The sequence below is a fragment of the Streptomyces sp. NPDC104761 genome, assembly GCF_055583445.1.
Map to the genome: position 1 here is coordinate 167,056 of NZ_JBVJNZ010000013.1, position 20,216 is coordinate 187,271.

Below are 20,216 nucleotides of genomic sequence, written 5' to 3' on the forward strand. Positions count from 1 at the left end.
CGCCTCCCCGGCGCCCGGGACTATGCTGATCGCCAGCCGCCGAGGAGGAGGGCCGAGGTGTCCGAGGCAGTGTCGCGCCCCACACTGGAGGCCGTGGCCGCGCGGGCCGGGGTGTCCCGGGCCACCGTGTCACGGGTCGTCAACGGCGGGGACGGCGTGCGCGAGCCGCTCGTCGAACGGGTGCGGCGGGCGGTCGAGGAACTCGGCTACGTGCCCAACCAGGCGGCCCGCAGCCTCGTCACCAGACGGCACGACGCCGTCGCCGTCGTCATCGCCGAGCCGGAGACCCGGGTCTTCACCGACCCCTTCTTCGCCCTTCAGCTGCGCGGCATCAGCAAGGAACTGACCGCCCACGACAACCAGCTCGTCCTCCTGCTCACCGAGGGACGCGACGACCACGCCCGGGTGGCCCGCTATCTCGCCGGCGGCCACGTCGACGGCGCGCTGGTCTTCTCGCTCCACCTCGACGACCCGCTGCCCGGCCTGATCGAGGGCGCCGGCGTCCCCACCGTGTTCGGCGGGCGGCCCGGCTGGAGCGACGGCACGGACAGCGCCGCGTACGTCGACTGCGACAACCGGGGCGGCGCCGAGGAGGCGGTGCGTCATCTCGTCGGCCTGGGCCGGACCCGGATCGCGCACATCACCGGCCCGCTGGACCAGACGTCGGCGGCCGACCGGCTGCAGGGATACCGGGACGTGATGGGGGAGACCGATCCCCGGCTGGTCGTCGCCAGCGACTTCACCCCCACCGGCGGCGAGCGGGCCATGGGCGAACTCCTCGACCGCTGCCCGGACGTGGACGCCGTGTTCGCCGCCAACGACCTCACCGCGCTCGGTGCCCTGCGCGTCCTGCGCGAGCGCGGCCGCCGGGTGCCCGAGGACGTCGCCGTGATCGGCTTCGACGACGTGCTGCCCGTCGCCGAACAGACCGATCCGCCACTGACGACGGTCCGTCAGGACATCGAGGAGATGGGCCGGTTGATGGCCCGCCTGCTGCTGTCCACCCTGACCCGCGGCGGACCGGCGACCGGCGCGCCGTCCAGCATCGTCCTGCCCACGACGCTGGTACGGCGCGCGACCGCGTGACGGGCCCCGGCTCCGGCCTCAGGACTGCTGCGGTTCGCTCCTGATCACCGCGAAGCGGGCGCCGTACGGGTCGGCCAGCTTCGCCATCCGGCCCACCCCCTCCAGCGTGGTCGCCGGCATGCGCACCCGGCCGCCCGTCTGCTGGGCCTTCTCCACCACCGCGTCCGGGTCCTCGACCTCGAAGTACGGCAGCCAGTACGCGCCGGCCTGCGCCTCGGCCGGGTCCTCGGCCAGCGGCACCATTCCGCCGAACATCGACGCGTCGTCGCCGCCCGCCGGGTTGACACAGGTGTAGGTGCCGCCGGGGAAGGGCACGCCGGAGGTCTCCAGACCGAGCACCTTGTGGTAGTAGGCAGCGGCGGCCGCGATGTCCGGGGTGTACAGCTCGACCCAGCACAGCGACCCCGGCTCCCCGGCCACGTCGACGCCCTTGGTCGACGCCGGCTGCCAGATGCCGAAGGGCACCCCCGCCTGGTCGGTGAGGACCGCCAGGTGGCCCTGGCCCAGCACGTCCATCGGCTGCGCGAGGACACCGCCGTGCGCCTGCTCGGCCGCCTTCGCGGTGGCCTGCGCGTCCTCGCTCTGGAAGTACACCGTCCAGGACGGCGGGCCCTGCTCCGGGCCGGTCTGCATACCGCCGGCCACGGTCCGGCCGTCCAGCTGGAAGAAACCGTAACCGCCGGCGTCGGGGCCCGCCGACCGGAACTGCCAGCCGAAGAGACCGTTGTAGAAGGAGACGGCGCCGTCGATCTCGGGCGTGCCGAGGTCGATCCAGTTGGGAGCACCGTTGACGAATCGGGTGGTGAGCATCGTCGCCCTCCTCGGAAGGGTCCTGTTCTCTGCTGCGCCGAGTCTTCCACCGCCCACTGACAATCGCTGCCCGCCCACGCCCACCACGGCCCGGTTACCGAGGGTCACCCGACGCAATCGCCGAGTTTCGGATCCGTTCCGCGCGCCGCCGTGCGCGGGCGTGGCGCGCGGGAGCATGATCGAGGCTGAAGTGCTCTGTCGCCGGGGCGTTGAGCAGGCGTTGATCGAACGTTTTTCGCCGCCCGGCACGATCCTGGCCATGCACTTCGACACCGTCACCCCGCCCCGCACGCCCGTCCCGGCCTGGCAGGCGCAGGCGTTGTGCGCGCAGACCGGGGCGGACTTCTTCTTTCCCGAGCCCGGCAGCTCGGTACGCGAGGCCAAGCGCATCTGCGGCATGTGCGAGATGCGTGCGGCCTGCCTGGAGTACGCCCTCGACAACGACGAACGCTTCGGCGTCTGGGGCGGCCTGTCCGAGAAGGAACGCCTGGATCTGCGCCGCGCCTCCCGCTGAACCTGCCCGCCGGGACAATGCGGTACGACCACAGGCCCGGTCCCGGATACCATCCGGGGACGCGGCCGGACGTAGCGCAGAGGCAGACGCACCGCCTTGCCCAGGCGAACACGCCGGTTCGAATCCGGTCGTCCGGGCCGCGTGACGAGGTCCTGTAGAGCAGAGGCAGACTCGCCGTCATGGCATGACGGATACGCCGGTTCGAATCCGGCCGGGACCACGCTACGGCGGACACGGGGCGGGGCGGATGGGCGAGGCGATCACCGAGGCGGAACTGGCCGCCTTCCACGAGGTCGTGGGGAAGCTGCGGGCGCTGCCCGCCGACGACCCGGTGCGGCTGCGGGCCGAGCAGGTCGCCGCCTCCTTCGCCCGCGACGGACGGCTGCGCCGCCGCAGGACGCGGGGCACCGAGACCTCGCAGGCCGACGCCGCCGTGATGGCCGCGACCGCGACCGGTGCCCTGGACCGCCGCGAGGACGCGCCGCTGGCCGTGCCCGGCACCGGCGGCGTCTTCCGCAAGCCGCGCACCTGCTACGTCTGCAAGTCGCCCTATCGACAGGTCGACACCTTCTACCACCGGCTCTGCCCCGACTGCGCCGTCGACAACACCGCGCGCCGTGCCCTGACCACGGACCTCGGTGGCCGCCGCGCGCTGCTCACCGGCGGCCGGGTGAAGATCGGCTTCCAGCTTGCCCTGATGATGCTCCGCGACGGCGCCGAGGTCCTGGTCACCTCCCGTTTCCCGCAGGACACCGTGCGCCGCTTCGAGGCCGCCCCCGGCAGCGCGAAGTGGCTGGACCGGCTCACCGTCCTCGCCGTCGACCTGCGCGACCCGCGCCAGGTGCTCGGCCTGTGCGAGGAGTTGCGGCAGGAGGGCGAGCCGCTCGACATCCTCGTCAACAACGCGGCTCAGACCGTGCGCAGACCGCCCGAGTCGTACGCCCTGCTGGCCGCCGGCGAGAGCGACGCACTGCCCCCGGGGGCCCGGCAGGCTCCCGGATTCACCCCGATGCGCGGACTGGCGGGCTCGGCCGCGGCCCTGCCCGTCGCCCTGCGCGAGGCCGACGAGGCCGGGCTGCTGCCCGACCCGTCACCCGAGAACTCCTGGTCGGCCCGGCTCGGCGCCCTCGACCCGGCCGAGGTCCTGGAGACCCAGCTCGTCAACGCCCTCGCCCCGGCCCTGCTGTGCGACCGGCTGCTGCCGCTGCTGCTGGCCTCGCCCCGGCCGCGCCGCTACGTGGTGAACGTGACCGCGGTCGAGGGCCGGTTCGCCGTCCGCAACAAGACGGCCGGCCATCCGCACACCAACATGGCCAAGGCCGCCCTCAACATGCTCACCCGCACCAGCGCCGCCGAACTCGCCGAGCGGGGCGTCCACATGTGCGCCGTCGACACCGGCTGGATCACCGACGAGAACCCGTCCCCCAAGAAGGCCCGGATCGCCGGCGCCGGCTTTCGCACGCCCCTGGACGTCGTCGACGGTGCGGCCCGCGTCTACGACCCGATCGTGCGCGGCGAGGCCGGGGACCCGGTGTCCGGGGTGTTCCTGAAGGACTACCGGGAGGCGCAGTGGTGAACGAGGACCCTGAGGACCGGCAGGAGACCTTCGCCGGTGTCCCGCACGTCGTGCCGCGCCCCGCCGCCGAACTCGCCCCGCTGCTCGACTGGCTGCGGGCCGGCCGCCCGGCGGGGGAGCGGCTGGACTTCACCGCCGGCACCGCGCTGCCGGACGGCCGCCTCGACCTGTGCAAGCAGGACGTCGGCCCGGCGGGCGCCGCCCTGCTCGCCGAGGCCCTCGGTGAAGGGCCCACTCCGGTACGGCACCTGCTGCTCGGCACGGACGCGCTCGGCGACGCGGGCGCCGAAGCCGTGGCCGGTTCCGGCGCCGAGGTGGAGACGCTCTACCTGGGCTGCAACGGCATCACGGCGGGCGGCGCCTGCCGGATCGCCGACCAGCTGCGGGCCTCGCCGCAGGTCGTCACCGGGGTGTGGCTCAAGCGCAACCCGCTGGGCGGCCAGGGCGGCCGGGCCGCCGCCGAACTGATCGCGTCCGCGCGCTCCTTGCGCACCCTCGACCTCGTCCAGACCGGACTCGACCCGGACGGGGCGGCGGAGCTCGCCGACGCGCTGCTCGCCGCGGCCGGCAGCGGACGCCGGATCGAGCGGCTCTTCGCCGGCGGCAACCCGCTGGGCGCGGCCGGGGCACGGGCCCTGGCCGCCGTTGTCGCCGACGGGGGGCTCGGCGAACTGTACGTGTCCGCCGCCAGGTTGGGGGACGCGGGCGCGCTGGAGCTGGCCGACGCCCTGGACCGGGCTCCGTACGGGCGGCTGACCCGGCTCGCGGTCGCCAGCAACGGCATCGGACCGGCGGCCGCCGCCCGCCTGGTGACGGCAGCGGCCGGCGCCGGGGTGACCCTGCTCGACCTGGGGCGGGTACGTGCGGCGGCCGTCCTCGCCGCGGGCGACAACCGCATCGACCTGGCCGCCGCCGACACGATCGGCCGGGCCCTGTCCGCCTCCGAACACCGCCTCGCCCACCTGGTGCTGACCCACACCGGGATGCGCAGCCGCGAGGCCCACCGGCTCCTCGACCACGCGGCCCTGGCCGGCACGGCCACGCGTTACCGCCTCGGCGCCGGCATCGCCGCGAGCGTCAAGCGCCGCCTGGCCGGCCTCAGCGCCGGCATCCCGGCACCCACGGTCCCGGCCGACGTGGCCGCCGTACGCAGCGTGCACCGGACCGCACCGCCGCAGGCCTGACCGTCAGCTCCCGCGCAGGTCCGTGAAGACCTCCGTCCAGTACCGCTGCTGCCGCTCCGACGCCCCCACCAGGTAGGTCGCCCGCAACTTGGCCGGCAGCAGGGCCACCAGGCGGCTCACCGCCGCCCGGTGCCTCTTGAGCTGGGACAGCTCCGCGTTGGCGAGGATCTGGTGCACCACGTCGCTGTCGTCACCGCCCTCGCCGGAGTGCGCGGCGGCCCTGCGCAGCCGGTCCTCCCAGGCGTCGACGTCCCGGGCCAGCTCGCGCAGGCCCGTCACCGGGCGGCCCTTGAAACGGTCGACGAGGGCCGTCAGCGGCACCGGCGCGTACTCGCCGTCGCCGAGGTAGACCGTGGCCATCTCCAGCGGCAGCCCCTTGCGGTGCAGTTTGACGAGGCGCTCCAGGGTCCGCTTGGTGATCCAGGCCCTTCCCTCGTCGTCGATGTCGTGCTTCCACCACTCCAGGACCGTCTCCGCGTCCCGGCCGTACCGGGCGAGCAGCCACTCGTTGGCCGGGATGTCCTCGGGCTCGACCAGGAGCGACGCCGTGAACCGGGTCGCCTGGGCGATGTTGTTCCGCGACACCAGCAGCTTGCGGCCCAGGTGGTACGGCGGGTTCTGCACGGCTATCTGGGCCCGCAGGTTCTCGATCCGCTGTCCCGCCAGCGACCACTCCTGGGTGACCTCCATCAGCTTGGCGAACGCGGCCCGGTCCTTGGGCCGGTTGTACTCGTCCCACACGATCGCCTTGGGCTCCGGCCCCGTGAAGGGCGCGGCGAGGAGGTTGTCGAGCGTGCCGTCCGGGGACGGAACCGGCGCGCACAGGTCCTCGACGTTCGTCACCGGCAGCGAGAAGTACAGGGCGTCGCGGCCGAGCCCGTCGCGCACGGTCTCCAGGACCAGCTCCGTCTTGCCGCAGCCCGGCGGCCCCTGCAGCAGCACCGTCCAGCGGTTGCGCAGCGCCGCCCGCACCACCTGCCGCACCGGGTCCGCGACCGTCGCGGGGTTGGCGACGCCCACGCTCGCAGCGATCCGGTCCAGGATCTCGGCGGTGCGGTCCTGCCCCGGCCGTCCGTCCGGGCCCGGCTCGGCCAGCCGCAGCCGCTCGCCGCCGACCAGTGGCAGACCCCAGCGCAACGGGAAGCCCTCGCGCGCGTTGGCCAGTACGTGGTCGAGGGTGCGCGGGGAGAGCAGCTCGCGCAGGGCGGGGGAGAGGGACGCCCACAGGGAGAAGACCGGACGCAGGTCCCAGGGGCGGTACTTGGCCGCGAGATGGCGGCGCCACGACGTGTCGTTCGCGGTGATCCGGATCGTCACCATGCGGTCCAGCAGCGCCAGGTCGCCGCGGCGTGCCGAGGTCTCCGTCAGCGACTCGTTGTCGGTGAGGAACACGCCCACGCAGCCCAGGGCGCGCAGGTCGTGCTCGCCGAGCGTCCAGTTGCAGGCGACCTGCATGAGCTGCGACTGGATCGTGTCGCCCGCCTGCAGCGAGTCGTCGATGAGCAGCACGAACGGCCGGCCCGGCCGGAGCCGTCCCATCACCAGCTGGCGCAGCACCAGCTCTCCCGTGCGCGGGTCCCGGACCGGCGCGTTGACCAGCAGGTCGTCCGGGGTCAGGTTCGCCGCCGGCACGTACACCAGCGAGGTGTCCGGGTACGCGCGGGCTAGGTGCGAGAAGAACGTCGCCGTCTTTCCGATGCCGTGCTCGCCGAAGACCTGACCCGTCTGCCGCAGGTCGATCATCGCGTCGATGAAGGACTCCAGACGGGACGATGCCGGCCGCTGCGGCTGCTGTGTCTGCTCTGTCTCCGTGCTCATCTACCGCGATCCCGTCGTGACGCGATGGCAGTCCATCGCGGGCGTGTGCGTCTCGGGCCAGTCGTTGCCGCCCTCGGTGATCAGCCAGATCCATTTCTCCGGCGCGGCCGGGGTGATCGGCGGCGCGTAGCCGTCGGTGAGGACGAGGACCGCGTCCGGGTCCACCTCGCAGCGCCGGCCCGCCACCTCGGCACGGCCCTCCACGTAGTCCGCGACCGCCTGGAAGCTGGTGCCGCCTCCGCCGTACACCCTCTCGCCGGGCCGGAACGGCATCACCACGGCGTCGAAGGACAGCCAGTGCGCCGCCACCCCGTCGATCCGGCCGACGAGCCGGGTGAGCCAGTCGACCACCCGGTCCGGCACCGAGCCCGAGGTGTCGTAGGCGATGACGAGCACCTTCTCGCGGACCGGGCCGCGCCGGGCGAGCATCGGGTCCTGGCCGAGGGCCGCGAGCAGGGCGCCGCGCTTCTTCGGGTACACCAGCCGCTCGCCGTCGCGGAGCCGGGAGCCCAGTACGTCCACCAGCCAGCGCTGCCACCAGTCGACGGTCCGGGTGCGGGTGGTCCGGCCGCGCAGCATGCCCGCGCCCAGCTTCCCCCAGAGCCTCGCGGCCCGCGCCGACCCCTCCTCCGTGCGGTTCATGAGGTCGAGCAGCTCGCGCTCCGCGCCCGCGTGGCCGCGCCGGGCCGCCAGCAGGGAGTTGAGCAGCGCCGACGACGTCACCTCGTCCACGGTCGCCTGGTCGGCGGGGACCAGGCCCTCCACCAGGTGCGGGCACAGCGGCGGCGGCACCGGCGGCTCGTGCATGCGCTTCAGCTCGCCGTAGATCCGCAGGTCGGTCTCGGTGAAGGCGTCGTACGTCAGCGGCTCCAGGCCGTGGGCCGTCAGGTCGTCGCGGTAGGCGTCGTGGACCGCGCGCGGGTCGACGCCCGTGGGCCGGCCGTCCAGCACCGGCAGCTCCGTGCGGCCGAGGCGGATGAGGGCCACGTGGTTGACGGCGACCTCGGCGGCGAGCGCGAACACCGGGTCATCGCGCAGCTCCGGACCGGCCAGGAGGTGACGGTGCACCAGGTGCCGGGCCTCGTGGAACAGCACGAACTTCACGCCGTCCAGTCCCAGCCCGACGAAAAAGTCCGGGTTGTAGAGCAGCAGGCAGGTGCCGTCGCCCGAGGCGACCACGGCCGCCGTGTCCACCGCCGTCGTCGGGATCTGGTGCGGGCACTTCGAGTACAGCCACGAGGCGACCGTCGACTCCGTCAGCCCGAAGTCGAGCAGCGCTGCCTCCTTCAGGTGCCGCGCACGGGCCACGACCTCCGGATCCGCCGGGCGGTACGCCTCGAGTGCCCTGCGGTCGGCCAGGCCGACCATTGGAGGGCGTGACCGCCCCCGCTCTCCGTACGACATGTGCCGTCCCCCGCCGCGCAGTTCCCCCGGAGCTCCATTGGTACCAGCCGGCACCGACAACGGGCCAAGGCATTACGATCTGCCGCAAGGCGGGGCCGTAGCGCAGAGGCAGGCGCACTGGTCTCCAGAACCAGAACACGCCGGTTCGAATCCGGCCGCCCCGTCCCTCTAGCTCGTCCCTCTGGATCGTCCCCCTGGAGGGTCTCGCACGGGCTAGGCGATGGCTCCCGCCGTCCTGACCAGTTCCCCGGTCGTGCCGTGGAAGGTGTCCAGGAGCTGGGCCAGTACCGCCCAGGCCTCCTCGCGGTCGCCCAGGTGGTCCCGGACCAGCGGGCGCAGCGCGTCCTCGGTCTCGGCGGCGCAGCGCGGGAACATCACGTGGCCCAGGGAGAGCACCTTCAGGACGTCCAGGGCCGGTCCGTGGTCGAGGGCGTACGCGGCGGGGCCGTCCAGGATCCCCGCCCGGCGGACCCGGAAGTCGAACTTGCGGTGGGTACCGAACTGGGCGCGCAGGGAGGGCGGGCAGTCCGGGCGGACGGACAGGGCCCAGCGGACGTAGCCGGGCAGGGAGTACTCGCGGTCCGCCTCGGCGACCGTCTGCCAGTGCTCACGCCGGTAGACCATCGAGGTGGCCTCCCGCGCGGCGGCCATGGAGTCCGACTCGCGCAGCGCCGGCACCAGCCCGAGGCGGGCGACCCGCTCCGGGACCGGCGGCGCGGGGTAGTCGTCGCGCAGGACCGGATCGACCTCCACCACGAGCAGCCGCCCCGGTGCGAAGGGCACGCCGTCCAGGATCGCCCGCCGCAGTGCCGTGTCCCGGTCGGTGAGCAGCCGCCAGACGACGGCGTTGAGATCCGGGTCGTCCTCCTGGAGCATCCACAGCACGACCGAGGACGGCAGCGCCGGCAGCCCCCAGGGGATGCGGCGTCTGGCCTCGCGGGGATCCTCCGGCGCCGGCCGGGGCAGCCCGACACGCGCGCGTACCCGCTCGGCGTCCGCGGGGTCGATCAGGTCCAGCAGGAAGCCGACCGCCCGGCCGGAGATGATGTCAGCACGCATGCGCGCATGATGCCGCAGGCCACCGACAGGGCGCACCGGAGAATCCCGGCGCCCCTCGGTCGGGGCGTCAGGCGCCGGCGCGCGCCGCCATCCGGGCCTTGCGCGCGGCCAGCTTCTCGTCGAACTTCGTGGCCTCCGCGTCCAGTCCGCCCATGAACAGACCGAGTTCCTCCTGCGCCTTGAGGCCCTCAGGGCCGAGGCCGTCGATCTCCAGGACCCTCAGGTGGCGCAGCACCGGCTGGAGCACGTCGTCGTGGTGGATACGCAGGTTGTAGACCTCGCCGATCGCCATCTGGGCCGCGGCCCGCTCGAAGCCGGGGATGCCGTGGCCGGGCATGCGGAAGTCGACGACGACGTCCCGTACCGCCTGCATGGTCAGGTCGGGGGCCAGTTCGAACGCGGCCTTCAGGAGGTTGCGGTAGAAGACCATGTGCAGGTTCTCGTCGGTCGCGATGCGGGCCAGCATGCGGTCGCAGACCGGGTCGCCGGACTGGTGGCCGGTGTTGCGGTGCGAGATGCGGGTCGCGAGTTCCTGGAAGGCGACGTAGGCGATGGAGTGCAGCATCGAGTGCCGGTTGTCCGACTCGAAGCCCTCGCTCATGTGCGACATCCGGAACTGCTCCAGCTTGTCCGGGTCCACCGCGCGCGAGGCGAGCAGGTAGTCGCGCATCACGATGCCGTGCCGGCCCTCCTCCGCGGTCCAGCGGTGCACCCAGGTGCCCCAGGCGCCGTCCCGGCCGAACAGCGAGGCGATCTCGTGGTGGTAGCTGGGCAGGTTGTCCTCGGTGAGCAGGTTCACCACCAGCGCGGTCCGGCCGATCTCGGTCACCTTGGACTGCTCCTTGCCCCAGGCCTCGCCGTCCTCGAAGAAGCCGGGGAAGTTGCGCGCGTCCGTCCACGGCACGTACTCGTGCGGCATCCAGTCCTTCGCGACCTTCAGATGCCGGTTCAGCTCCTTCTCGACCACTTCCTCCAGGGCGTACAGCAGCCGCGCGTCGGTCCACACGGACGGGCTGCCGAGAGGGGGAGAAGTGATCGTCACGAGAACTCCAGGGGGACGCCGAACAAGAGCGGATGAACGGGAGAAGACCGGCGAGCGGGGCCGGAAACCTACGTGATCGTAGGCTACGAATCCGTAGGTTACGAAGCCGTAGGTTAAGTGCGCTGTAAAGATCGCTGATCAGGCCCGGTGCGCAGGCGAATCGGGACATGCCAAGCAGCCCCGGGACCCGCAGGTCCCGGGGCCGAAGAGGGGAAACGATCACCCGTCAGGCGTACAACTCCCGCAGCCGCACCGAGAGGCACGTCACACATCCCTCAAGTTTCTCGAACTCGGAAATGTCCACCGTGACCACCTCGTGGCCCAGGTCGGCCAGCAACTCCGCGGACTTCGGGGCGCTCGCCGACATCAGCAGCTTGCCGCCGCCGAGCAGCACCACATGGGCCCCCGCCTCTTCGGGCACCGCCAGGAAGCCCGGGAACAGCGACGGCCGGTCCACGTGCGGGATGTGCCCCAGAATCGTTCCGTCGGGCAGCGCGGTCACCGCCGACTTCAGGTGCAGCACCTTGCTCACGGGTACGGCGACCACCCGCGCACCCAGCGGCTCGAACGCGGCCCGCAGTTGCTGCACCCCGGCCGCGTTGGTCCGGCCGCCGCGGCCGACGTAGACGGTGTCACCGACCTTGAGGACGTCACCGCCGTCCAGGGTGCCCGGCTCCCAGATCCAGTTCACCGAGCAGCCGAGGCGGGCCACCGCCTCCTCGACGCCGGCCGTCTCCGCGCGCCGGGACTCGGCGCCGGGCCGGGTGATCAGCGCCACGTTCTTGTACATGACGACCGTGTCCTCGACGAACACCGAGTCCGGGCAGTCGTCCTCCGGGTCCACCTCGACGGTCTCCCAGCCGTGCGCGCGCAGCGTCTCCGCGTACGCCTCCCACTGTTCCTGCGCGAGCTCGACGTCGACCTTCTCCCGCTCGATGTGCGTCACCAGGCCTTCGGCAAGGCGCGGGCTGGGGCGGCGGATGAGGGCCTTCTTGCTGGGCACGTCGGGTCTCCGGGGTCGGTGATTCGGTCCGGCGCCCCTTGCCGGGGCGCCGGACCGCCATCATGCAGGGCGGATCGGTGTCGACAAAACCCCCGTTGTCAGGCTGTGCCCTCACCGAGACGCGCCACCTCGTCCGCAGTTGTGCCGGTCAGCTCCCCGTCCGCCATCAGCAGCCACCTCGTGATCCCGATCGACTCCAGGAACGGCAGGTCGTGACTGGCGACGATCAGGGCGCCCGCGTACGACTCCAGGGCCGTGGTGAGCTGCCTGACGCTCGCCATGTCGAGGTTGTTCGTCGGCTCGTCCAGCATCAGCAGCTGCGGCGCGGGCTCCGCGAGCAGCAGTGCGGCCAGCGCCGCCCGGAAGCGCTCGCCGCCGGAGAGCGTGCCCGCCTGCTGGTCGGCCCGGGCGCCCCGGAACAGGAAGCGGGCCAGCCGCGCCCGGATCCGGTTGTTGCCGGCGTCCGGTGCGAACCGGGCCACGTTCTCGGCGACGGTCAGCCCGTCGTCGAGAACGTCCAGCCGCTGCGGCAGGAAACGCATCGGCACGTGCGCGTGCGCCTCGCCCGCGACCGGCGCCAGCTCCCCGGCGATCGTCCGCAGCAGCGTCGTCTTGCCCGCGCCGTTGCGTCCGATCAGCGCGATCCGCTCGGGCCCGCGCAGGTCGAGGATCCCCTTCACCCGCGAGCCGTGCGCGAGCTCCAGGTTCTCCAGCGTCAGCACGTTCCGGCCCGGCGGCACGGCCGTGTACGGCAGTTCGACGCGGATCTCGTCGTCGTCCCGTACCGCCTCCACCGCCTCGTCCAGCCGCTCCTTCGCCTCGCTGAGCCGCTCCTCGTGCATGATGCGGTGCTTGCCGGCGGACTCCTGCGCGGCCCGCTTGCGCGCCCCCATGACGATCTTCGGCTCGCGCTTCTGCTCGTACATCTTCTGGCCGTACCGCTTGCGGCGGGCCAGTTTCACCTGGGCGTCGGAGAGTTCGCGCTTCTGCTTGCGGACGTCGGCCTCGGCGACCCGCACCATGCGCTCGGCCGCCTCCTGTTCGACGGCGAGGGCCTCCTCGTAGGCCGAGAAGTTGCCGCCGTACCAGGTGACCTCACCGCCCCGCAGGTCGGCGATCTGGTCGACCAGGTCGAGGAGTTCGCGGTCGTGGCTGACCACGATCAGTACGCCCGGCCAGGAGGCGACGGCCGCGTACAGCCGCCTGCGGGCGTACAGGTCGAGGTTGTTGGTGGGTTCGTCGAGCAGCAGCACGTCCGGCCGCCGCAGGAGCAGCGCGGCCAGCCGCAGCAGCACCGACTCGCCGCCGGACACCTCGCCGACGGTCCGGTCCAGGCCGATGTGGTCAAGGCCGAGTTCGCCGAGGGTGACCAGGGCGCGTTCCTCGACGTCCCAGTCGTCGCCGAGCGCCTCGAAGTGCCGTTCGGACGCGTCGCCCGCCTCGATGGCGTGCAGGGCGGCCCGCCGAGTGGCGATGCCGAGCACCTCCTCGACGCGCAGCGCGGTGTCGAGCGTGACGTTCTGCGGGAGGTGGCCGACCTCACCGGTCACCTTCACCGAGCCCTCGGCGGGGGTGAGTTCCCCGGCTACGAGCTTCAGCAGCGTCGACTTCCCCGAGCCGTTGACGCCGACCAGGCCGGTGCGGCCGGGGCCGAAGGAGATGTCCAGGCCGTCGAAGACGGGGGAGCCGTCGGGCCAGGCGAAGGAGAGGGACGTGATGGTCAGGGATGCTGACATGGGGCGCCTCGCGGTTGCTTGCGGTGTCGGGGGACAGACGCGTGTCGAGACACCGCGAGGCAGAAGCCGAGAGGGCCAGGGAGAGATCCTGCGCCGGGAGGACGGCTCACACGCCGAGGTCGAACGCCACAGACACACCTCACGGGTGTGACGCGGTGTCTCAGGACCTCAGACGAGCAACGTCCTTCTCCAATCGGCGGCAACAGGACCGGGATACACGGTAGGAGGGGCCACCTGGAGTGTCAACGCAATTAAGCACCGCCGGGAAACGGCTGGTCAGCAGGCGTCCCGCAGCAGCTCGGCCAGGTCGTGGTCCAGGTCCAGCTGAAGGTGTTCGAGACCGGTGGGCACCAGGTCGCCGGTGGCCTCCAGGAACCGGCGTATCTCGCCGGAGCGCACATGGACGACGGCGGTGCCCTCGGGAGCGTGGAACTCCAGCACGGTCCGGTCGTAGCCGTACGGCCGCACCCGGACGTCCCCGGTGCCCTCCGGCGCGTGCAGTCCGGCGGCCAGCAGCTCGCGGGAGAACGTCCAGCAGACGTCGACCCCCTCCAGGGTGGCCGGGGCCGGGAAGGTCATGCGCACGGCGAAGGGGTCCTCGCGGTCGTAGCGCAGGGTGGCGGGAATGCTCGGCATACGCGGTGACGCGGCGACCAAGCGGGCCTCTACGGGCTGCTCGATGACGGTGGACAACGCCTTGCTCCCTCGCGACGGTGGTACGAATTCCCGGGTGTGTGAGACCTGGCACTGGAAGAGACGAAGGAAGCGGCCGATCCGTGCACAGGAGGGGCGAGTGACCTCTGTCACCGCCCTTATTCACACCCGGGGCTTACCGGCCGCCAGGGTGCCGGGCCCTCTGGACGGCGTCGCGGCGGTCGGCTAGCTTCGCGCGCCATGAGGCGCTTGGGGAGCACGCGACGCAATGGACGAGCCCGACGCACCGGCCGAGCGGTCGCGGTGGGGGTGGCGTGCACCGCGGCGCTGGCCGCACTGACCGCCGGTTCCGCGCAGGCCGGCACCCGGGCACCGCACTGGGCGCTCAAGGACACCGGCACCCCCGGCGTGCGGTTCCGGGGCCTGGCCGCCGTCGACCGGCACACCGCCTGGCTGGCCGGAACCGGCGGCACCGTGCTGACCACCACGGACGGCGGGACCAGCTGGCGGAACGTCTCCCCGCCGGGTGCGGGCGACCTCCAGTTCCGGGACGTCGAGGCGTTCGGCGCGCGCCGCGCGGTGGTGCTGGCCATCGGCGAGGGCGAGGCGTCCCGGGTCTACCGCACCGACGACGGCGGCCGGACGTGGACGGAGTCCTTCCGCAACACCGACCCCGCCGCCTTCTACGACTGCATGGCCTTCTTCGACCGCCGCCACGGCCTCGCCATGAGCGACCCGGTCGACGGGAAGTTCCGCATCCTGTCGACGAACGACGGCGGCCGGTCCTGGCGCGTGCTGCCGGCCGACGGCATGCCGGCCGCCCTGGCGGGCGAGGCCGGCTTCGCGGCGAGCGGCCAGTGCCTGGTCACCTCCGGCCCGAAGGACGCCTGGCTGGCCACCGGCGGCGGCGCGCACGCGCGCGTGCTGCACTCCGCCGACCGGGGCCTGACCTGGACCGCGGCCGACACCCCGATCCCGGCGGGCGACCCGGCCAAGGGCGTCTTCGCCCTCGCCTTCCGGGACCGCGGCCACGGCCTCGCGGTCGGCGGCGACTACCGCCCCGACCAGGCCTCGCCGCAGGCGGCCGCGGTCACCCCGGACGGCGGCCGCGGCTGGCTGCCCGCCGGCACCCCGCCGCCCGCCTACCGCTCGGGCGTCGCCTGGCTCCCGCACAGCCGCACCTCGGCCCTCGCCGTCGGCCCCACCGGCACCGACCTGACCACCGACGGCGGCCGCACCTGGCGCACCGTCGACACCGGCTCGTACGACACCGTGTCCTGCACACCGGACCTGAGCTGCTGGGCGGCCGGCGAGCAGGGCCGGGCGGCACGCCTGGAGAACTGACCCGCGGGTACCCGTTCCCCGCCCACCGGAAAGGAGCGGTCATGCCACGCGGATCCAGCCCCAAGCGGGAACGGCAGTACGAGCACATCAAGGAGAGCGCGCTCGACCGGGGCGAGAGCGAGGGGCGCGCCGAGGAGATCGCCGCCCGGACCGTCAACAAGGAACGCGCCAGGTCCGGCGAGTCCAGGACCGCGAGCCGTACGTCCACGCAGGACATGTCGTCCGGCCGGCGCGGCGGGAAACGGTCCCACAGCGGCGCCCAGGGCCCGACCTACGACCAGCTCTACGAGGAGGCCGGACAGCGCGGCATCGAGGGCCGCTCGGACATGAACAAGGCGCAGCTGCAACGGGCTCTGAACGCCAGGAAGAGCTGAAGCCCGCCGGAGCGGGGGTGCGTCACGGCCCGTCACCGCACGCGCGCGTGGCACGCCGTACGCTCGTGCCCACCATGACGACGACCGTTCGCGTACCCGCGGGCTGGCCCGCGACCGAGGAACAGGCCCTGGCCGTACAGGACGAGCTGCGTGGGCGGGTGGTCCTGGACGAGCCGGGCCCGGCGCCCGGCACCGGCCGGGTCACCGGCGTCGACGTGGCCTACGACGACGAGCGCGACCTGGTCGCCGCGGCGGCCGTCGTCCTGGACGCGGCGACCCTGGAGCTCGTCGCCGAGGCGACCGCCGTCGGCCGGGTCTCCTTCCCGTACGTGCCGGGACTGCTCGCCTTCCGCGAGATCCCGACCGTACGGGCCGCCCTGGACGCCCTGCCCTGCCCGCCGGGCCTGGTCGTCTGCGACGGCTACGGCCTCGCCCACCCGCGCCGCTTCGGCCTGGCCAGCCACCTGGGCGTTCTCACCGGCCTGCCCACCATCGGCGTCGCCAAGAACCCGTTCACCTTCGCGCACGCCGACCCGGACGCCCCGCGCGGCAGCCACGCCCCCCTCCTCGCCGGCGCCGAGGAGGTCGGCCGCGCGCTGCGCACCCGGGACGCGGTCAAACCGGTGTTCGTCTCTGTCGGGCACCGCGTCAGCCTCGACAACGCCTGCGCCCACACGCTCGCGCTCACCCCGGAGTACCGCCTGCCGGAGACCACCCGCCGTGCGGACGCGCTGTGCCGCAGTGCGCTGCGTGAAGCCCAGGCCTGAGTAGCGATTCTGAGTACGAGTACGGATGCCGCCGTTACACTCCGGCGGCAGGCTGGCCGCATGACCACACACCGTGCTCCCGCATCCGTTGCCGCCCCCGCCCAGCCCGTCGGGCGCACGGTGACGGCCGCCCTGGTCCTCGCCGTGGTGTCGGGGTTCGGCTGGGTGGCCGGGATGCTCTACACCGTGATCCAGTGGCAGTCCTAGGGGTTCAGCGGGCAGCCGCCACCCGGAAGCGGATCCCGGCCGCGCGCAGCCGCTCGGTGAGCGCGTCGCCCATCGCCTGCGCGGTGGTGACCTGGCCGGCCGTCGGCGGCAGGTCGTCGAAGGCGAGCGAGAGGGCGGCCTCCGCGAACATCTTCGCCGTCTCGCCGTAGCCGGGATCCCCGCCCGAGACCTCCGTGAAGACCCGCCGTCCGCCGCCCTCGCCCACGAACCGGACCGTGAACCAGCTGCGCGCCCGCTTCTCCGCGTCCGGCCCGTCCCCGGGCCTGAGCCGGTCCGACAGCCAGCGCCTGGCGGGCGGCAGCTGGGCCGCCGCGGCGACCGCGCCGACGGCCGCGACCCCGCCGAGCGCCATCGGCAGGTGCCGGACGGCCGCGTAGTGCCGGTAGCGGAAGTCGGGGCCGTAGCGGTCCAGGGCTTTCGCCGAGCGGCGCACGATCTGGGCGTCGATCGTGGGCAGCGGCAGCGCCCAGGCGCCGACCTCGGGCGCGAACCGTGGGGCACCCGTCGGCGCGCTCGTCCGACGGTCCAGCAGCCGGGGCTCGTGCCGGGCGCGGTCCCGGGCGGCGGCGAGCATCTGCCGGGGGCGTGCGAACTGGTCGAGGACGGAGGCGAAGGTGCCGCCGGAGAAGGTGGCGTCCGCGGTGACGAACCCGTCCACGGTCAGCGGCACGCCCTCCGGCAGCTGCCGGACCGTGAAGTACGCGCCCAGGTCGTGCGGGACCGAGTCGAACCCGCAGGCGTGCACCAGGCGGGCGCCCGTCTCCCGCGCGCGGGCGTCGTGCCGGACGTACATCAGGTCCACGAACTCCGGCTCGCCGCACAGGTCCAGGTAGTCGGCACCGGTGTCCGCGCAGGCGGCGACCAGCTCCTCGCCGTAACGGCCGTACGGGCCGACCGTCGTGGCCACCACGCGCGCGTGCTCGGCGAGGGCGCGGACGGTGGCGGGCTCCGCGACGTCGGCACGCAGCACCCCGACCGCCGCGCCGCCCGGCAGCCGCTCGCGCAGGGCCTCCAGTTTGCGCTCGTCCCGGGCCGCGAGCGCCCAGCGCAGGCCCTCGGGCGCGTGCGCGGCGAGGTACTCGGCGGTGAGCTCGCCCACGAAGCCGGTGGCTCCGAAGAGCACCAGGTCATAGGGACGATCCTTTGTCTTCAGCCTGCTCATGACACCTCTCGGTCGCACAGCCCGTGCCGTAGTCGGTGGCTGAGGCTAGCGTGAGGAGTGCGGACGCACCCACCCCCCACCGGGGTATCTTGACTAAGCGCTTGCTCGTCCACTCTTGTGCCCAGTGGAACGTGTTCTTAGCATCGTCGGTGTTACATCAGTTATGTCACATGACTGGGGGCGGCATGACCATGGCAGGGACGCCAGGACACGGCCCGCTCTCCGGCGTGCGCGTGGTCGAGCTGGCCGGTATCGGGCCGGGCCCGTTCGCCGCCATGCTCCTCGCCGACCTGGGCGCGGACGTGGTCCGCGTCGACCGGCCCGGCGGCCCCGGGCTCGCGATCGACCCGGCCCACGACGTCACCAACCGCAACAAGCGCTCGGTGCTCGTCGACCTGAAGTCCCCGGACGGCCCCGCCCGCGTCCTCGACCTCGCCGCACGCGCCGACATCCTGATCGAGGGCTACCGCCCCGGCGTCGCCGAGCGGCTCGGCGTCGGCCCCGGGGACTGCCACGCCCGCAACCCCCGCCTGGTCTACGGCCGGATGACCGGCTGGGGCCAGGAGGGGCCCCTCGCGCACCGCGCGGGCCACGACATCGCCTACATCGCGCTCACCGGCACCCTCGGCATGATCGGCCGCCCCGACGAGCCCCCGGCCGTCCCCGCCAACCTGCTCGGCGACTACGCCGGCGGCTCCCTCTACCTCGTCGTCGGGGTCCTGGCCGCCCTGCACCACGCCCGCGCGACCGGCAGCGGCCAGGTCGTGGACGCCGCCATCGTGGACGGCACCGCGCACCTCGCCGCGATGATCCACGGCATGGTGGCCGCGGGCGGCTGGCAGGACCGGCGCGGGGCCAACCTGCTGGACGGCGGCTGTCCGTACTACGGCACCTACGAGACGGCCGACGGCGGCCACATGGCGGTCGGCGCCCTGGAGCCCCAGTTCTACGCGGAGTTCCTCCGGCTGCTCGGCGGGCTGGACGACCTGGCCGACGCCCGCAAGGACTGGACCCGCTGGGGCGAGCTGCGCGAGCGCGTCGCCGCCCGCTTCAAGGCCCGTACCCGCGACGAGTGGACGGCCCTCTTCGAGGACTCCGACGCGTGCGTGGCCCCCGTCCTCTCCCTCCACGAGGCCCCGCACCACCCGCATCTGGCCGCCCGCGGCACCTTCACCGACCACGGCGGCATCACCCAGCCGGCCCCCGCCCCGCGCTTCTCCGCGACGCCCACGGCCGTACGCACCCCGCCCGCCCGGCCCGGCGCCGACACCGCCGCGGTGGCCGGCGACTGGGACGTACCGGCACTCCTGGACGACCCCGACGCCGACCACGCCAACCGCGCCGACCGCGCCGACCACGCCGACCGCGCCGATCACGCCGATCACGACAAGGACGCCACCTGATGGAGCTCTCGACCTTCCTCGACTACGCGGGCGACCCGCGTACCGCCGCGGACCAGGCGGCCGCGCTGGAGTCGGCGGGCCTCGACGCGGTCTGGGTCGCGGAGGCCTACGGCTTCGACTCGCCCACGATCATGGGCTACCTGGCCGCCCGCACCGAACGGATGAAGATCGGCTCCGCGATCCTCAACGTGTACTCCCGCACCCCCGCCCTCATCGCCCAGACGGCCGCGGGCCTGGACGCGATCTCCGGCGGCCGCGCGATCATCGGACTCGGCGCCTCCGGCCCGCAGGTCGTCGAGGGCTGGCACGGGAAGGCGTACGACAAGCCGCTCGGCCGTACCCGCGAGACGATCGAGCTGACCCGGCGGATCCTGCGCCGCGAGGTCATCGACCACCACGGCATCACCGACATGCCCCGCCCCGGCGGCCTCGGCAAGCCCCTGAAGATCCTCACCAGGCCGGTCCGCCCCGCCGTCCCGCTCTACGTGGCCTCGCTCGGCCCCGCCAACGTCCGGATGACCGCCGAGATCGCCGACGGCTGGCTGCCCACCCTGTTCATCCCCGAGAAGGCGCACGAGGTCTGGGGGACTCCGCTGGCGGAGGGCGCCGCCCGCCGGGACCCGGCTCTCGGCGAGCTGCAGATCGTCGCCGGGGGCCTGCTCGCCATCGGCGAGGACGCGGCCGCCGCCCGGGACCTGGTCCGCCCCCGGATCGCCCTCTACGTGGGCGGCATGGGCGCACCCGGCAAGAACTTCTACAACGACCTCGCCGTCGCCTACGGCTACGAGAAGGAGGCCCGGCTCATCCAGGAGCTGTACCTCGACGGCCGGCAGCGGGACGCCGCCGCGGCCGTACCGGACGAGTTCTGCGAGCTCATATCGCTGTGCGGCCCGGAGGGCTACGTCCGGGACCGCGTCGAGGCCTTCCGCGAGGCGGGCGTGACCATGCTCGACGTCACCCCCGTCGGCCCGGACCCCGCCCGCCTGGTCGAGACCGTCAGGAACTGGCTCTGAACCTCCGTCTCCCGATCCTCTCCTGAAAAACCCTCGTTG

19 protein-coding genes and 3 tRNA genes are annotated in these 20,216 nt (G+C 73.3%); 13 read left to right on the forward strand and 9 right to left on the reverse strand.

The features are described from left to right. Positions 1 to 57: 57 nt before the first annotated feature. Positions 58 to 1,086 (forward strand): LacI family DNA-binding transcriptional regulator, encoded by a 1,029-nt coding sequence (locus ACZ63F_RS31240; protein ID WP_469716009.1) that lies wholly within the window; start codon positions 58 to 60, stop codon positions 1,084 to 1,086. Between the two features lie 18 nt (positions 1,087 to 1,104). On the opposite strand, the gene ACZ63F_RS31245 is transcribed toward ACZ63F_RS31240, so the two are convergent. Further along, complete coding sequence (locus ACZ63F_RS31245; RefSeq protein WP_469716010.1) at positions 1,105 to 1,896, reverse strand: VOC family protein; 792 nt, start codon at positions 1,894 to 1,896, stop codon at positions 1,105 to 1,107. Between the two features lie 259 nt (positions 1,897 to 2,155). Here ACZ63F_RS31245 and ACZ63F_RS31250 point away from each other — a divergent pair, with 259 nt between their 5' ends. The 5 genes from ACZ63F_RS31250 (at position 2,156) to ACZ63F_RS31270 (ending at position 5,170) form a co-directional block, all read left to right on the forward strand. Further along, a complete protein-coding gene (locus ACZ63F_RS31250) occupies positions 2,156 to 2,410 on the forward strand; it encodes a WhiB family transcriptional regulator (protein WP_351955896.1) in 255 nt (84 codons plus the stop codon). A gap of 65 nt (positions 2,411 to 2,475) precedes the next feature. Then, positions 2,476 to 2,547, forward strand: a tRNA-Gly gene (locus tag ACZ63F_RS31255). Positions 2,548 to 2,558: 11 nt separating this feature from the next. Then, positions 2,559 to 2,630, forward strand: a tRNA-Ala gene (locus ACZ63F_RS31260). A gap of 27 nt (positions 2,631 to 2,657) precedes the next feature. Further along, the gene (locus ACZ63F_RS31265; RefSeq protein WP_469716012.1) at positions 2,658 to 3,986 is read left to right on the forward strand and encodes an SDR family NAD(P)-dependent oxidoreductase; all 1,329 of its coding nucleotides are present in this window, start codon (positions 2,658 to 2,660) and stop codon (positions 3,984 to 3,986) included. Continuing rightward, entirely contained in the window at positions 3,983 to 5,170 is a 1,188-nt protein-coding gene (locus ACZ63F_RS31270; RefSeq protein WP_469716014.1) for a leucine-rich repeat domain-containing protein, read from the forward strand. Before ACZ63F_RS31265 ends, ACZ63F_RS31270 begins: the two co-directional genes overlap by 4 nt. A gap of 3 nt (positions 5,171 to 5,173) precedes the next feature. Here the strand turns inward: ACZ63F_RS31270 and ACZ63F_RS31275 are convergent, their stop codons facing one another. Both ACZ63F_RS31275 and ACZ63F_RS31280 read right to left on the reverse strand, forming a co-directional pair. Continuing rightward, complete coding sequence (locus ACZ63F_RS31275; RefSeq protein WP_469716015.1) at positions 5,174 to 6,988, reverse strand: AAA family ATPase; 1,815 nt, start codon at positions 6,986 to 6,988, stop codon at positions 5,174 to 5,176. Next, entirely contained in the window at positions 6,989 to 8,356 is a 1,368-nt protein-coding gene (locus ACZ63F_RS31280) for a DUF2201 family putative metallopeptidase (RefSeq protein WP_469716016.1), read from the reverse strand. A 126-nt stretch (positions 8,357 to 8,482) separates the two neighbouring features. On the opposite strand from ACZ63F_RS31280, the gene ACZ63F_RS31285 reads away from it, so the two are divergent. Next, a tRNA-Trp gene (locus tag ACZ63F_RS31285) sits at positions 8,483 to 8,556 on the forward strand. Positions 8,557 to 8,605: 49 nt separating this feature from the next. Here the strand turns inward: ACZ63F_RS31285 and ACZ63F_RS31290 are convergent. The 5 genes from ACZ63F_RS31290 to ssgD form a co-directional block, all read right to left on the reverse strand. Next, complete coding sequence (locus tag ACZ63F_RS31290; RefSeq protein WP_469716018.1) at positions 8,606 to 9,451, reverse strand: hypothetical protein; 846 nt, start codon at positions 9,449 to 9,451, stop codon at positions 8,606 to 8,608. 67 nt (positions 9,452 to 9,518) lie between these two features. Continuing rightward, positions 9,519 to 10,493, reverse strand: a complete 975-nt coding sequence (locus tag ACZ63F_RS31295; protein WP_469716020.1) for an acyl-ACP desaturase — start codon at positions 10,491 to 10,493, stop codon at positions 9,519 to 9,521. Between the two features lie 226 nt (positions 10,494 to 10,719). Continuing rightward, on the reverse strand, positions 10,720 to 11,496 hold the full coding sequence (gene ddaH, locus ACZ63F_RS31300) for a dimethylargininase (RefSeq protein WP_469716022.1): 777 nt from the start codon (positions 11,494 to 11,496) through the stop codon (positions 10,720 to 10,722). A gap of 98 nt (positions 11,497 to 11,594) precedes the next feature. Beyond that, positions 11,595 to 13,232 (reverse strand): ABC-F family ATP-binding cassette domain-containing protein, encoded by a 1,638-nt coding sequence (locus tag ACZ63F_RS31305; RefSeq protein WP_469716024.1) that lies wholly within the window; start codon positions 13,230 to 13,232, stop codon positions 11,595 to 11,597. 276 nt (positions 13,233 to 13,508) lie between these two features. After that, a complete protein-coding gene (gene ssgD, locus ACZ63F_RS31310) occupies positions 13,509 to 13,925 on the reverse strand; it encodes a spore wall synthesis regulator SsgD (RefSeq protein ID WP_469716026.1) in 417 nt (138 codons plus the stop codon). Positions 13,926 to 14,126: 201 nt separating this feature from the next. Between ssgD and ACZ63F_RS31315 the strand changes: the two genes are divergently transcribed. The 4 genes from ACZ63F_RS31315 (at position 14,127) to mmpA (ending at position 16,578) form a co-directional block, all read left to right on the forward strand. Continuing rightward, on the forward strand, positions 14,127 to 15,230 hold the full coding sequence (locus ACZ63F_RS31315; RefSeq protein ID WP_469716027.1) for a WD40/YVTN/BNR-like repeat-containing protein: 1,104 nt from the start codon (positions 14,127 to 14,129) through the stop codon (positions 15,228 to 15,230). Positions 15,231 to 15,271: 41 nt separating this feature from the next. After that, positions 15,272 to 15,604 carry a plasmid stabilization protein gene (locus ACZ63F_RS31320; protein WP_469716029.1) on the forward strand — a complete coding sequence of 111 codons (333 nt, stop codon included), beginning with the start codon at positions 15,272 to 15,274 and terminating at the stop codon, positions 15,602 to 15,604. A 74-nt stretch (positions 15,605 to 15,678) separates the two neighbouring features. Further along, on the forward strand, positions 15,679 to 16,371 hold the full coding sequence (locus ACZ63F_RS31325) for an endonuclease V (protein WP_469716031.1): 693 nt from the start codon (positions 15,679 to 15,681) through the stop codon (positions 16,369 to 16,371). Positions 16,372 to 16,431: 60 nt separating this feature from the next. Next, on the forward strand, positions 16,432 to 16,578 hold the full coding sequence (gene mmpA, locus ACZ63F_RS31330) for a morphogenic membrane protein MmpA (RefSeq protein ID WP_469716033.1): 147 nt from the start codon (positions 16,432 to 16,434) through the stop codon (positions 16,576 to 16,578). Positions 16,579 to 16,582: 4 nt separating this feature from the next. Here the strand turns inward: mmpA and ACZ63F_RS31335 are convergent, their stop codons facing one another. Continuing rightward, positions 16,583 to 17,761: a saccharopine dehydrogenase family protein gene (locus tag ACZ63F_RS31335; RefSeq protein ID WP_469716035.1), complete on the reverse strand. Its 1,179-nt coding sequence runs from the start codon at positions 17,759 to 17,761 to the stop codon at positions 16,583 to 16,585. 185 nt (positions 17,762 to 17,946) lie between these two features. Here ACZ63F_RS31335 and ACZ63F_RS31340 point away from each other — a divergent pair, with 185 nt between their 5' ends. After that, positions 17,947 to 19,164 carry a CaiB/BaiF CoA transferase family protein gene (locus ACZ63F_RS31340; RefSeq protein ID WP_469716037.1) on the forward strand — a complete coding sequence of 406 codons (1,218 nt, stop codon included), beginning with the start codon at positions 17,947 to 17,949 and terminating at the stop codon, positions 19,162 to 19,164. Continuing rightward, a complete protein-coding gene (locus tag ACZ63F_RS31345; RefSeq protein WP_469716039.1) occupies positions 19,164 to 20,177 on the forward strand; it encodes an LLM class F420-dependent oxidoreductase in 1,014 nt (337 codons plus the stop codon). Before ACZ63F_RS31340 ends, ACZ63F_RS31345 begins: the two co-directional genes overlap by 1 nt. Positions 20,178 to 20,216: the final 39 nt, after the last annotated feature.

What these genes read in the sequence shown, in the direction of transcription:
- ACZ63F_RS31245 (WP_469716010.1), bottom strand. Translation starts at nt 1,896, where the DNA reads ATGCTCACCACCCGATTCGTCAACGGTGCTCCCAACTGGATCGACCTC.
- ACZ63F_RS31250 (WP_351955896.1), top strand. Translation starts at nt 2,156, where the DNA reads ATGCACTTCGACACCGTCACCCCGCCCCGCACGCCCGTCCCGGCCTGG.
- ACZ63F_RS31265 (WP_469716012.1), top strand. Translation starts at nt 2,658, where the DNA reads ATGGGCGAGGCGATCACCGAGGCGGAACTGGCCGCCTTCCACGAGGTC.
- ACZ63F_RS31275 (WP_469716015.1), bottom strand. Translation starts at nt 6,988, where the DNA reads ATGAGCACGGAGACAGAGCAGACACAGCAGCCGCAGCGGCCGGCATCG.
- ACZ63F_RS31280 (WP_469716016.1), bottom strand. Translation starts at nt 8,356, where the DNA reads ATGGTCGGCCTGGCCGACCGCAGGGCACTCGAGGCGTACCGCCCGGCG.
- ACZ63F_RS31290 (WP_469716018.1), bottom strand. Translation starts at nt 9,451, where the DNA reads ATGCGTGCTGACATCATCTCCGGCCGGGCGGTCGGCTTCCTGCTGGAC.
- ACZ63F_RS31305 (WP_469716024.1), bottom strand. Translation starts at nt 13,232, where the DNA reads ATGTCAGCATCCCTGACCATCACGTCCCTCTCCTTCGCCTGGCCCGAC.
- ACZ63F_RS31315 (WP_469716027.1), top strand. Translation starts at nt 14,127, where the DNA reads ATGAGGCGCTTGGGGAGCACGCGACGCAATGGACGAGCCCGACGCACC.
- ACZ63F_RS31320 (WP_469716029.1), top strand. Translation starts at nt 15,272, where the DNA reads ATGCCACGCGGATCCAGCCCCAAGCGGGAACGGCAGTACGAGCACATC.
- ACZ63F_RS31325 (WP_469716031.1), top strand. Translation starts at nt 15,679, where the DNA reads ATGACGACGACCGTTCGCGTACCCGCGGGCTGGCCCGCGACCGAGGAA.
- mmpA (WP_469716033.1), top strand. Translation starts at nt 16,432, where the DNA reads ATGACCACACACCGTGCTCCCGCATCCGTTGCCGCCCCCGCCCAGCCC.
- ACZ63F_RS31335 (WP_469716035.1), bottom strand. Translation starts at nt 17,761, where the DNA reads ATGAGCAGGCTGAAGACAAAGGATCGTCCCTATGACCTGGTGCTCTTC.
- ACZ63F_RS31340 (WP_469716037.1), top strand. Translation starts at nt 17,947, where the DNA reads ATGACCATGGCAGGGACGCCAGGACACGGCCCGCTCTCCGGCGTGCGC.
- ACZ63F_RS31345 (WP_469716039.1), top strand. Translation starts at nt 19,164, where the DNA reads ATGGAGCTCTCGACCTTCCTCGACTACGCGGGCGACCCGCGTACCGCC.